Here is a 12,687-nt window from a genome sequence, read left to right as displayed (position 1 = left end):
CGTCTGCACGGAGAGATCGGACTGGTCCCGCCAGCGGAGTTCGAAGCCGACTTCTACCAGCAGGATTTCGCGTCAGCAGGAGCTGATGCGTTAGTTCAGAGCCTCCAATAAACCCGGTACAAGACAGGTCAGGGGCATGAGCACCAGCATGCTGATGCCTGTCACCCCCCGCTCGCTTCGCATGATGAGGCCGAACAGGGTCCAAAGCCAGGACAGGCAGAACGCGAACACGATCAGGAGCAGCACGGCCGAGACGACGCCGACCACTCCTCCGCCCTCCAAGCGGTATCCGAGGACGAAACCGAACGCGAGCATCATGATCGACGCCGAGGTGTAGCGGACGGCATCGGCGAGGAGAGGACCGACGATGGCTGAAGGCCGCCACATCGGAAGCGAGCGGAACCGGTCGAACACCCCCTTCTCCGCGTCGCTGCTGAGCCCCATTCCCACGTACATGGTGATCATGAGAACGGTCGTCACCAGTACGCCTGGCAAAAAGAACTGAAGATAGTCACCCGTGGAATCGGCGAGCGCGCCGCCGAAAAGGAAGGTGAACATCAACAACATGATGAGCGGGAACAGGGTCACGTCGACGACCTGAGCAGGGCTGTGCTTGATCCGTAGCATCGCCCTGTAGAAGTGGGTCGTCGACGAGGAGAATGCCCCTGCCGGCTTGGGGCGCTCATCCCTGCCCTGCGCCATGAGCAGGTCGTAGTCGATGGAGTCGCCGTTGTTGATCCTGGATTCTTCTCCGGCTGGAATCTGGGTGGTCACGATGCCCTACCTTGTCGACTTGTCGTTGGTGGTCCCCGTTTTCTCTGTGGGGTGGCCGGTCAGGGCCAGGAAGACCTCGTCCAGTGTCGGTTGGCCGAGTGCGAACTCCGTGGTGGCGATTCCCTCCCGCAGGAGTTCGTTGACGCCTTGGATGACGCGGCCCGTGTGGTCAACCCGGGCGGTGAGTGAGGAGGGGTCGGACTCGAGCTGGATATCGGTGTCGAGCACCCGGGTCAGCACCCTCACCGCCGAGAACCGCTGCTCGGGATCGAGGACACGGACCCGAAGGACGCCGGAACCGATGGAGGCCTTGAGCTCCCCGGGGGTGCCTTCGGCGATGACCTTTCCGTGGTCGATGACGGCGATACGGTCGGCCAGTTGGTCGGCCTCGTCCAGGTACTGCGTCGTCAGCATGACCGTGGTGCCCCGCGCCGCCAGTGTGCGGACGATGTTCCACACCTGGTTGCGGCTCCGGGGGTCGAGACCGGTCGTCGGCTCGTCCAGGTACATGACGTCCGGCGTCACGATGAGCCCCGCCACAATGTCCAGACGGCGCCGCATGCCGCCGGAGTAGGTCTTGGCCTGGCGGTCGGCCGCCTCGGCCAGTCCGACCGCGGCGAGGAGCTGGCGGGAGCGGGTCTTGGCCTGGACATGCGTGTAACCGAGGAGCCGACCCAGCAGGATGAGGTTCTCGAGGCCGGTGAGTTCCTCGTCGACCGATGCGTACTGCCCCGTCAGGCCGATCCGGCCGCGCACCTTCTCCGGCTCGGACGCGACGTCGTGGCCGAGGACCTCGGCCGTCCCCTCGTCGGCTTGGAGAAGTGTGGAGAGGACACGGAGTGCAGTCGTCTTCCCCGCGCCGTTGGGGCCGAGGATTCCGTGTACGCCGCCTGCGGGCACCGTGAGGTCCAGACCGTCGAGAGCTCGTGTCTCCCCAAACACCTTGACCAGGCCGCGCGCCGTGATCGCCAGTGTGTCGGTGTCCCCTGCGCCGCCCGTGGTTTGTGTGCCCATAGGCGCCTGCCTCCTTTATGGACGCCGTGCAGCCCGACCGCTGGAGGTTTCGGCTGCACGCGCCTTGGTAGTGTCGTCGTACAAACTGGAGGCGCCACACCGCGGGTGGAGATCGCCATAGTCGATATGGCGATCGGGACGCGCTGCCCCTTCCGGTCCTCCTCCGGCCGGCGCGGGCATGGATCCGACACCCCACCAGGACAGCCGATGGGACAGAGGTCATGACAGCGCTTGTCGGTCGAGAGCGTGAGTCGGCACTCTTGGAAGACGCTCTGGTCCGCACGCTCAGCAGTCACGGTGGCCTGGTGTTCGTGACCGGTGACACCGGTATCGGCAAGACGGCGCTGGTCGCCGACGCCATGGCGCGGGCGGGGCGCCGGGGCGCGCTCGTCGCCACAGGCACGTGCTGGGATAGAGAAGGCACCCCCGGTTACTGGCCGTGGATCCAGGTTCTGCGCGGGCTGCGGCGGAGTATGTCGGCCCAGGAATGGGACGAGGTCCGCGCCATGGTCGGCAATGGCTTGGCGTCCCTGCTGGGAGAGACAGGGCAATCCGACCACGAGGGAGCGGGCGGCGGTGACGCCTTCGCGATCCAAGACGCGGTGACCACGTTCCTGGTCACGGTCTCGCGCAGGACCCCTGTGGTGGTCGTGCTCGACGACCTGCACTGGGCGGACCCCTCATCGATCGGTCTTTTGGAGTTCGTGACCCGGCACGCCTGGTTCGAGCAGCTCCTGATCATCGGCATCTACCGGGATATCGAGGTCGAGGGGGAGGGCCATCGGCTCGGTGCGCTGCTCCCCCCGCTCCTGACCAATTCGACGTCCATAACGCTGGTGGGGCTGGACTACGAGGAGACCCGTGTGCTGCTCACCCGCGCGACGGGCCGCCAGCCATCTCGCGAACTGGCTGGGGCGGTGCATCGGCGGACAGGAGGCAACCCCTTCTTCGTCGAGCAGACGGCACACCTGTGGCAGAGCGGCGGCTCGGTCGCATCGGTGGACCGCGGCGTGCGGGGCGTTGTCGAGCACAGGCTCAACCTTCTGCCCGAGGGTGTGGTCGAACTGCTGACGGCGGCCTCCGTCCTCGGCCTCGAGTTCGAACGGGACGTACTCGCGGAGATGATGGGGCGGGCCGACAGGGAGGTGGACGCGTCGCTGGCCGAGGCGGTGAAGGCACGGCTGGCGGTCCACAAGGACGACCCCGGCAGGATCGCCTTCGTTCACGATCTGGTGCGTGGGACGCTCTACGCCAACATGGCCGAGGCCGAGGCCCGTCACTGGCATGCCGCGGCGGCCAGGGCCTTCCGGACCCTGCCCGCCAAGATGTCGCGGAGTGCCCCCGGTGAGGTGGCCCGCCACGCCTACCTCGGTGTTCCCATCTTCGACCCGCAGGACGCGGCCGTCCTGCTTAGGTCTGCCGCCCAGGACGCCTGGGACCGTATGGCGACGGGGGAGGCGAGCGTGCACCTCTCACGGGCCCTGAGCCTCCTCCCGCGGGAGACGGATCCTCGCGAGTGGGCGGAGGTCGCACTCCACCTCGGCTCCACCCAACATCATGTCGGAGACGAGGACGCGAGCCTGCGCACGTTCCAGGAGGTCGCCGAGGTGGCGCGGGGCTCGGGCCATACCGAGTTGCTCATGCGCGCGGCACTGCGGATGAGGGGAGCGGTCTGGCTGGCGCACGCACCCGAGGTGCGGCGTCTGACGGCGGACTTGGTCAACGAGGCATATACGGCCTTCCTCGGTGACTCCGGCACGGCCGCCACGGATTCCGAACGTGAGCAAGAGCTGACCGCGGTCATCGTCGAACTGGCCCGCGGGCGAGGCGACGACCAGACCCTGATCGAGGGCCTGATGGCTCGCCACGATGCGATCTGGTCGTTGCGGACCGCTGCCGAGCGCCAAGCGATCGCCGAAGAGCTGGGGGAGGCGGCCGCCCGCGTGTCCGACCGCTCGGTGGCTCTGTTGGCCTCACTCTGGCGGGCGATGGCGTTGCTGGAACAGGGTGATCCCGCGGGGCGGATCGAGCAACGGTCAGTGACGGAAGGTGCCACGGGTTCCGAACCGTCTGCTTCGTCCTGGACCGCAGTGTGGAGCCAAGTGGCCTTCGGTATCCTCGCCGGCAAGTTCGACGAGGCCCGCGCCTGTCTGGAAGCGGCGGAGGAGAACGAACGGATCAACCGCGAGGGCGCAGAACCTCAGGGTGACCTGGAACTTCTGCGGTTCCACCAGCGATGGACCCTCGAGGTGGCGCAGGGGAACTTCGACGCCGCGGATGACCTGGTGCGCAACGGCGGCGCGGACGAACACCCCTACTCCGACCTCCTGTTGGGCGTCACCGCGGCCGAGCGCGGGGACACCGATATCGCCCAGCGCTATTTGACCAAGGTGCTGACTCCTGACGAGTCGAGCTCCCGGTGGATCGAGCCGATGCGGCTGCGGTTGCGGGCCCAAGTGGCCGCCGGGTCGGGAAACCGGGAAGCGCGGGCGCGCGTGCGCGAGGATCTCGCCCCCCTCCAGGGGCATTGGCTGACCATGTACGGCGCCTCTCTCGACGGTCCTGTCGCATTCTGGTCGGCGCTCCTCGATGCGGCGGACGGCGCGTGGGACGCGGCCGTCGACGGATTCGTCGCTGCGGTGCGTGCGGCTGACCGCCTGGAGGCCAGGACGTGGTCGATCCGTGCTCGGACCCACCTGGCGAAGGCGTTGGCCGCCCGGGGCGCGCCCGGAGACAGGGAGAGGGCACGCGAACTGTCCGCGGGCGCCGAACAGGAAGCGGTGTGGCTCGGCGTCACCCATCTGCTGCTGTCGGACCCGGACGCCCAGCACAGCGTGCCCCAGAACGCCTTCACGTTCGACGGCCAGGTGTGGACGTTGACCTTCGGGGGTGTGACCGCGCACCTGCCCGACGCGAAGGGACTGCGCGACCTCCATGTCCTGCTCGGGAGGCCGGGCAGGGCGGTCTCGGCCATCGACCTGCTCTCGCCGTCCGGTGGCGCCGTGGTCAGGAACTCGCGCCGCTTGGGTGCCGATCCCGTTCTGGACGAACGTGCCAAGTCCGCCTATCGCACACGTCTGTCACAACTCGACGAGCAGATCGAAGAAGCGCTCGCCCGTGGCGAGGACGAGCGGGCCGCCGAGCTGGACAACGAACGGAACGTGCTCATTGAGGAGATCCGTCGGGCCGCCGGACTGCACGGACGTACGCGACGTCTCGGTGATTCGGCCGAGCGGGCCCGCAAGGCGGTGACAGAGCGTATCCGCAACGCGCTGCGGCGAATGGACGACCAGCACCCGGTTCTGGCCGAACACCTGAGGCAGTGTGTGGCGACCGGGTCGTCGTGCCAGTACGACCCGCCCGAGCCAACCCATTGGCACCTGTGATGCCACTGTCACCGTGCCGCTCGACGTCAGGTGTTTGTGAACTTATTCTCCGCCCCGCGTTAAATCGAAATATCCGGTGCTAGTGTCGCGACCGCAAGCAAATGCCCCTGTTATGCGGGGTATTCATGCCTTGCCGGAGAATAATTGTGCGATGGGCGGGGAGAATGCTGAAATATACGGTGATCGACGGTTGTAGGATCTGCGGCAACAAAGAATTGTTGACAATTCTCGACCTGGGTCAGCAGGCTCTGAACGGTGTTTTCCCCAGGACGCGGGATGAGGCTGACCGGGCCGCTTCGGGGAAGGTGTCTTGCATGGAACTCTGGGTCGTGACGAAAAGGTTCATGTAGTCGCAACTTCCGACCAGTTCCTCTTCGATGCTCAACTCGGGGAGTTCCATGCTCAGCAGGACTTCCTGGGGGGCGAGGATGCCACACCGCCGCTGTGGGGGCAGGCCAGCCGTCGGGTCCGGTCACGCTCCAGGGCCTGGCAGAGTAGGAAGGTAATGCTGTTCATCGATCTTTTGGAGCCAGAGCAGTGGAAGTTCGCGGCGATCGCCGCCGCCGCCCTGTGCACGGTTTCGTTCTACTTCTGCCTCCGGCATGTGGCGGTGCTGGTCTGGTTGCTGGTACCCGCCTTCCTCCTAAGTTTCCCCCTCGCAGGCCAGCCATCGCGGCATTTCACGGTGACCGAGACCTTCTACGTCCTCTCCTTCCTCTTCTCGTCGTTCGCGGTCCTCTTCATCGCTCTCAGGCCGGAGGTCCGACGAGCCCAGGAGAAGCACGCGGCCGGGGAGGAATACGAGGTCCCGAGGTGGAAGGGGTACGCCTGGGGCGCGGCTGTGACCGTCGTGGGGATCATCGTCTGCTTCCCGCTGGACGCGGTCACCGACTGACGCCACGCGCGGGCACGGCGAGTGGCCCAGACCGCGCACTGGTCGCGGCCCGGGTGGACATCTACGCCGCGCTCGCTCGGACGGCCGCGTAGGCCGCGTCGACGTCTTCCACCCCTGGGGGCGGCACCGACGTCTTGCAGGAATGGTTAAGCCTCACAACCTCGACCAGTTCGACGACCTGCTGATGCGCTCGACGCTGGTCCGGTACATGCCGCACAAGACCGCCGGGCGAGGAGCATACGAGGACGCGAACGACGCGATCCTGGGTGGGATAGCTCGCCTCGTCGCTGTCTGGGACGGCCGCCCCTCCGGCGGTAAGGGTGGCATTGGCGACGCGGTAGAAGCTGCTCGCCGCCGTAGGGTGCCGGTCGACGTCTGTATGGCCGGAGGAGCTCGCCGCGAGTGAGGCACCGAGCTGTTTGCGGCAGGCGTCGTCTCTGGCCAACACCACGAAGCTGGGGCCTTCCCCATGGGTCACACGTGCGTCAGGGCGCGCGATCACGCGCGAACAATGGTGAACATCCGCGAACAAGAAACCCAGGTCAGCAATGGTTCCGCGCCTCCGACCTGGGTCTTGTGAGAGCCTGATAAGGACAAGGCCCCAGGTTCAAGCCCTGGTAGGCCCACCCCGATAAGCAGCGCAAAGACCCCCGCCGGAAGTCCGGCGGAGGGCCTTTGACATCAGTAGTGACAGCAACGCGGCTAGTTCACAGTCTTTCCGAAGAGGGCCCCGCCGAGAGGCCCCAACCCTTGCCGACGTGTCTCTTTGTCGGCTCTGCGTGTAGATCTCCAAGGTGAACGAGATACGGATATGCCCGAGGATCTCCATGGCGTCGCGTGGTGCGCCCCTTCCCGTTTGAGCAGCGAGGCCACCGAGTGGCGGAGGTCGTGAAGCCGGATCAGTCGCATCTTCGCGGCTTTCACGAGGCGTTCGGAGGTCCGTGAGAAGTTGCGTGGCTGGATGGCGTTGCCCGCGCTGGTCGTAAGGATCAGCCCGTTCTCCATCCAGTCCGCGCCCCGACGACGCTTCCGGTTGGCCTGCCACTGGGCACGGTCGAGGGGCGCGTCACGAGCCCAGCGCAGTAGCGGGAGGGAACGCCGTCCCGCGTCCGTCTTGACGTCGACGGGCGCCGGTTTGCTGTTGGCACGATGAATCTGGTTCTCGGCTTGGATGGTGTCCAAGCACCTGCCCTGCGAGCTGGGGGTCGGTTCGGGGAGGACCTGCTGGCGGTGCTTGACCGCGTGGAACGCGGCCGGCCTTTGGGAGCGCCTGCACGAGGTGAGCTGCGCAGAGCTGATGCGCTCGACTTCTCCCGCGCGGTGGTCGATTCCTCCTACATCCGGGCGATAAAGGGACGGCGACAGCGGATGGGAGCGGGCGTGCTCAGGGAGCCGCTTGGCGTCATCAGCGTTCCACGGCTCAATCTTCCGTGGTTTTCCCGGTGCGATTTTGACGGGATGAAGCCCTGTAGACCGGGGCAGACCGGGCAGCAAGCACCATCTGATCACCGACGCGCACGGAACTCCGCTCGCGGTCACGCTGAGCGGCGGCAACCGCAACGACGTCACCGAGCTCATCCCGTTGCTGGAAGCCGCCTGGGCGGCGCGCGGCAAGCGCGGCCGTCCTCAGCGCCGCCTGGACGCTGTGCTTGCCGATCGGGGCTGTGACCATGGCCAATACCAGCGGTTGGTGCGCGAGACGGGGAACCGTCTGCTAATCGCCCGCCGCGGCGGCGAGCACGGGCCGGGGCTGGGGACCCAGAGGTGGGTGGTGGAGCGGAGGTTCACCCTGCTGCATGACTTCCGTCGGCTTCGGACTCGTTGGGAGGTCCAGGACGATATCCATCTGGCGTCGCTCCGGCTGGGCTACGCGCTCATCCGCTGGAGGCGCCTGAAGTCATTGCGATAGGGGTTTCTACGTGCGGCTTGGGTACTAGAAGTCACTGGGATCGCTCCAGTGCTTCGCGGAACATGGCGCTGCTGCGCGATCACGCGAACATCCCCAGGCCTACCGCTGGGTGGCCTACGACTGCTTCACCCGCCCGCTCGACCTCCTCTGTATCGCATAACAAACAGTTACGCCAGATAACTCAGAGAATGATTCGCATGGGCTGATCGATCTGTCACCTGGACATATCCACCCGATCTACAAACATAGCAAGTCCGTCCCCGCCCCAGGGGAAGATAATGCGGACGTGCCCATTCGGGATAGCTGCGACCACGCCAACACCAGATAGTGCATCAACGGTGACGCGATGTCGGCAAGTCCCGCGCCCCCTTCTAAAAAGAAGCGATCACGCGGGACCTCAGACGACGAGTCAGCAGTGGGTTTTCGGGAGGCTGGCCGACTGAAACCTCAAGTGGGTGAATTCCCGGTTGCCCGACAGAATGGCCCCGCGATTCGCGCGCGCTCAGCGGGATATAGTCGCTGCATCCTCGGTGAATTCGCCAGGAAACGAATCGGTCCCGACGACTAGCGGGATCGCCCTCATTAGCCGCATCCGTTGAACCGGCTCAGACTCCGGGTCTCCGAATGTTCGATGAAAAATTTTCCAAGTTGATTCGTTGATGCATTTACCGATGGAGGTCACCAGGTTGTCGAAGACCTCGGTAACGGCGTCGACCGATAGCGGCCCCAACACGATTCGATTACTATTGGGCTGGTCTGCGCCCCAATGCGGATACCGCCGGTGAAAGCCTTCGTTTCCACTCGCGACAACCAGAAGCTTGCCCGGAAGACTGGAGGTGCCGAGTCGCTCGAAAAATTCCAGGGTCTCATGGTCGGCAAGGTGCAGGTCGTCTACGACAATCATCACAGGGCGATTCAGTGCCAGGTCACGGACAAGGTCTTCGACGCCCCCGACCGAGCCCGCCTGATCGTGAATTTCGTCCACCATCTCGCGCGAATGCAACTCGGCGGCCAAGGCGATCTCATCGACGCTCTCAGACCTGCTCACGCGATACCTGACAATCAGTGGCGCAGTCCTTGCCTGACGCTGGACCAATAGGCAGAACTCGGATAGCAACCGGGTCTTCCCAGTGCCGTGGTTCCCGAGCACCGTTATCAGGTGTGGGATGCCTCGCTGTTCCACCCGATCGAACGTGCGCCAAAGAATCTCCATCTCGTGATCACGATCGATGAAAGGGGCGGTCTCCACCAGGTTGTCCTCCGATTTCCCATCGGCCACCCAGTACTGCGGGTCTCCGGCCTTCGTGGTGTAGCGCAATGTGCCCGTGGTCAGCGACCTCGTCCGATCGCAGACCCAGATCGCGCCGACCGGAACCAGGGGAAGAGCTTCCCAGCACTGGTCCAGCAGTGCGCCATTGACGGAGACATCACTCTCATCGGGAACATCGGAGCGCCATTGAAGTTCACCGGTCGCTACCAAGGCGCGGATCGTCAATCCATCCTTTTGCTCATCCGACATGTCCAGACTGTCGCGTAGGAGCAAAGCGAGTTGGACGGCACGCGCGGAATTATCCCCGGCATCTTCGTGATTGAAAAGCGCGATAGTCGCCGACCCCACCGACGCAACGACCTGCCCGCCACAGCACTCCACACCCATCCTGAGGAGAGCGTGGATACCGGCGAGTAGCTCGTCGGCTCCGGAAGGGTCGAGCGTAGTCGCGCCCGTCCCCACGTGCGCTCGCACGATCATGATGGTTGTTGTGCATCTGCGGGCCGACTCAGCTGTCGCCAGTACCCCAACAGGTGTGGTCACCGGCATCAACATACCTGGACTGACATCAGTCTGGACGCGTGCTCGCGCTGAGAGTCGAGTGGCAACGCTGAGCGGTTGCGGGTCGCCCTTATCGGCGCACGTCTCGACGGTAGGGGCGGAACCGCCTTCATCGAGGGTCGGATCGTGGCACAAGATGCGCTCCTGGAGCCGGCGGAGCGAAGGGCCTGGCTCGAGTCCGAAGTCCTGCGCCAGTCTGGAATGCGTCCGGCTGTAGATCTCCAGTGCCTCGGTCTGCCGACCGGACCGGTACAGCGCTAACATGAGCAACCCGGCCGAACCCTCGCGCAGCGGCTCAGCTTCTACCAGCTTTTCAATACCGCCGGTGACCTCGCGGTGATACCCGCGTGCGATTTTGGCCTCGTAGTACAGCTCCAACGCATCCGCTCGCATATTATCGAAAAGCGTGGATTCCGGCCAGTTGTGGCCTGCTTCAGCCAGGTCCGCCAGCACATCCCCACGCCACAGGTCGAGCGCCTCGCGCAGAACGAAAATTGCTTCCTTTGGCCGACCACTTGCCATCTCCTGCCTGCCCGACTCCAGCTTGCGCTGGAAAACGTGCAGGTCGACTGCGTTCTCGTCGATATCGAGCATGTAACCCGGCGACTGCGTGATGAGTAGCGGAGGAACGTCGTTCGGTCGCATGGAATTCAGTGTTGACCGTAAAGACCACACCGAATTCTGGAGAATCTTCCGCGCTGTCACCGGCGGTTCATCAATCGGCCAGAGTGCGTCCATCAACCTACTGATCGACACTACCTGGTTGGGCTCCAGTAGAAGTCGTCCCAGGAGCGCGCGCTGCTTAACACCCCCGAGTGCCGCCCGTTCGCCGTTGCAGATTACCTCCAGTGGTCCGAGTAATCTAAACTCAATCACGGTACCGTTGTCCACATTCCCGTATCAACCCCCCGCCCTGCTCCCTCGAACGGTATCGAATTCACCATAAGAAGCCGAATCCATAGTGAAATATTTGCGAATAACCGCCGAGATCATCGCTCTGTCGAACGCCGATCATTTACTCCGTGTCAGGGTGGAAATTAAAGCGCCACTTTATTCCAGTTTCGCCCTCCGTGTTGGCGCGGCAATCGTGAGCTCCGAATTATGATACCCGACATTCCTGATCGCCATTAGTGTGATGATCGACACACCGGGTCAGTCCTTGGGTTGTCCAGATCAGCAGGTTAGATCATTCGGACAAATCTGGTGCGAGATAGTGAGCATTTTGCTCGATGATTCGCGGTTTTCCAGGACCAGCACGTCCCACGGCTGATTCGTGCTCGCTGTGGATCCGTATATCAACTGGTCAGCGGAGTCCGGTCAGATCGTGCGGGTGGATGAGGCGCTCGTAGGGCGCCCACCGGATCGCGTTGGGATCCGTGGCGGCCAAGGGCCCGGAGTACGGGAAGACGGCCAGACTGCGAAGCGCACTCAGGTTGACCAGTGTGGATTTCCCAGGCGTTCTCGTCGAAGTTGGCGTCTCGGAGGTGGTGCTGCCCCTCGATGCCCCAGCTAGGTGCGGTTAGGCCATTGAACGCGCTGTCGGAGAGGTACGTCGACTTCTTTGTTCGAACGGGCTACTTCTCTGCACCGGCTGGGGAAGAACAGAGCGGGCACCTGCACAACCTGCTTGCGGCCAGGGGTGTTTCAAAGGCGGAGTGAGATGACGACAGGGCTGGTCACAGCCCCGTAGCGATTCCCTGGAAGCCCCCATACACAACGACGGAACCCGATAGAAGACCAGGGACTTGCACATCTCTGATTTCCAAGTGACTCCGTTGCGCCCCAGTCTGCCATGCTCGCCTCCATCCTGTCCCCGGCGGGGACGCCTCCCGGGTGCGGTAGGGGACAGGGACGCAGAACATGGCGATGCTGAGCAATCTGGCGATTCTGATCCTGGCGGGGCTGGGCCACGCGAGCATCCCCGAGGCCTGCCGCTGGGTGGGTTATGACTGCTTCACACGCCCACTCGGCCTTCTCGGTCTGCCCTGACCTGCACGAACACCGACCTCACTGAACAATGAAACAGCCGTGGGGCGGACCGTGTGTTTCCGGAGTGGGCGCAGGGAGCTGACCGAGGAACAGCAGGCCCAGCAGGCCTACCTCGATCAGTTTCTCGCGGCAGCGGCGGACGACGGGGTCCTACTCGTTGCGTCCGCACGGGTGGCGTTCCTGCTCAACTCGTCGTCGGCCTTGATCGCCCCGAGAACCAGGAGGAGGTAGCCAGGTTCGCTGCTGAGTGACGTCCCGAGCCACGCCGACCTGGGGCGTCGCGACGCGGTAATCGTGGCTGCGGGGTCTCGATTACTGGAGAAAGAACGTACCGAGGTCGAGCCCTACTAACGTGTCGTTACACATTTCCAACTGGTATGCACATGTCTCCGGTCTTGGATGGAGAATTAATCGTGGTCGACGGGAAAAGATCCTTGTCTTTGATATTGATCAATATCAGCAAGCATTCGGAGTCAACGTCAACTCCGGTGACGTTGATGCCGTGAATGCGACGTACGTTGACGACGCGGTCAACGTACGGAATCCAGGAAACCCGCACTGCGGCGAAGCCCCTCGATTACGTGACGAACTCCCTCAACATCCGCAAACTCACTGTCGATGCGCAGGTTCGCCAGCAGCTGGCCGTCGGCGACACCAAGATGCTCGTGGTCGATTGGCAGATGGAAGCGCTCGACGAGAACGGCGAGCAGGAACATCTGGAAGGCACCGCGATCGACGTGCTCAGAAAGGGCGAGGACGGCTACTGGCGCTACGTTGTGGACAACCCGTTTGGTGTCGGCGGCCCGTGGGCCACGGACGGCGAAAAAGAATCCGGAGACGGCTGACCAGCCACCACCACCCATCGCGGCGTATGCCGCACCAGCTAGGG

General features: G+C 64.1%; 7 protein-coding genes and 2 pseudogenes. 6 read left to right on the top strand and 3 right to left on the bottom strand.

Annotation, left to right across the window (positions count from 1 at the left end; all coding sequences use genetic code 11):
* Positions 1-90: 90 nt before the first annotated feature.
* Both ABD259_RS23905 and ABD259_RS23900 read right to left on the bottom strand, forming a co-directional pair.
* A complete protein-coding gene (locus tag ABD259_RS23905) occupies positions 91-774 on the bottom strand; it encodes an ABC transporter permease (protein ID WP_344165435.1) in 684 nt (227 codons plus the stop codon).
* 6 nt (positions 775-780) lie between these two features.
* A complete protein-coding gene (locus ABD259_RS23900) occupies positions 781-1,788 on the bottom strand; it encodes an ATP-binding cassette domain-containing protein (protein WP_344165432.1) in 1,008 nt (335 codons plus the stop codon).
* A gap of 221 nt (positions 1,789-2,009) precedes the next feature.
* Here ABD259_RS23900 and ABD259_RS23895 point away from each other — a divergent pair, with 221 nt between their 5' ends.
* From ABD259_RS23895 to ABD259_RS25985, 4 genes and pseudogenes are all read left to right on the top strand, one after another.
* Positions 2,010-5,174, top strand: coding sequence for an ATP-binding protein (locus ABD259_RS23895; protein ID WP_344165429.1), 3,165 nt, complete (start codon positions 2,010-2,012; stop codon positions 5,172-5,174).
* Positions 5,175-5,679: 505 nt separating this feature from the next.
* Entirely contained in the window at positions 5,680-6,069 is a 390-nt protein-coding gene (locus ABD259_RS23890) for a hypothetical protein (RefSeq protein WP_344165426.1), read from the top strand.
* Between the two features lie 142 nt (positions 6,070-6,211).
* Positions 6,212-6,475 (top strand): annotated as a pseudogene (locus ABD259_RS23885) (hypothetical protein); the annotation flags it as partial.
* An 807-nt stretch (positions 6,476-7,282) separates the two neighbouring features.
* Positions 7,283-7,978: pseudogene (locus tag ABD259_RS25985) on the top strand (IS5 family transposase); the annotation flags it as partial.
* A gap of 502 nt (positions 7,979-8,480) precedes the next feature.
* Here ABD259_RS25985 and ABD259_RS23875 read toward each other — a convergent pair.
* Positions 8,481-10,454, bottom strand: a complete 1,974-nt coding sequence (locus tag ABD259_RS23875) for an ATP-binding protein (RefSeq protein ID WP_344165423.1) — start codon at positions 10,452-10,454, stop codon at positions 8,481-8,483.
* Between the two features lie 1,215 nt (positions 10,455-11,669).
* On the opposite strand from ABD259_RS23875, the gene ABD259_RS23870 reads away from it, so the two are divergent.
* Both ABD259_RS23870 and ABD259_RS23865 read left to right on the top strand, forming a co-directional pair.
* Positions 11,670-11,798 carry a hypothetical protein gene (locus tag ABD259_RS23870; protein ID WP_344165420.1) on the top strand — a complete coding sequence of 43 codons (129 nt, stop codon included), beginning with the start codon at positions 11,670-11,672 and terminating at the stop codon, positions 11,796-11,798.
* Positions 11,799-12,379: 581 nt separating this feature from the next.
* Positions 12,380-12,643: a Cif family virulence factor gene (locus ABD259_RS23865; RefSeq protein ID WP_344165417.1), complete on the top strand. Its 264-nt coding sequence runs from the start codon at positions 12,380-12,382 to the stop codon at positions 12,641-12,643.
* Positions 12,644-12,687: the final 44 nt, after the last annotated feature.

The organism is Nocardiopsis rhodophaea, assembly GCF_039530945.1.
Classification (GTDB): Bacteria; Actinomycetota; Actinomycetes; order Streptosporangiales; family Streptosporangiaceae; genus Nocardiopsis_C; species Nocardiopsis_C rhodophaea.
The sequence above is the reverse complement of the archived record's forward strand: the minus strand, read 5'-3'. Positions and strand labels throughout refer to the sequence as shown.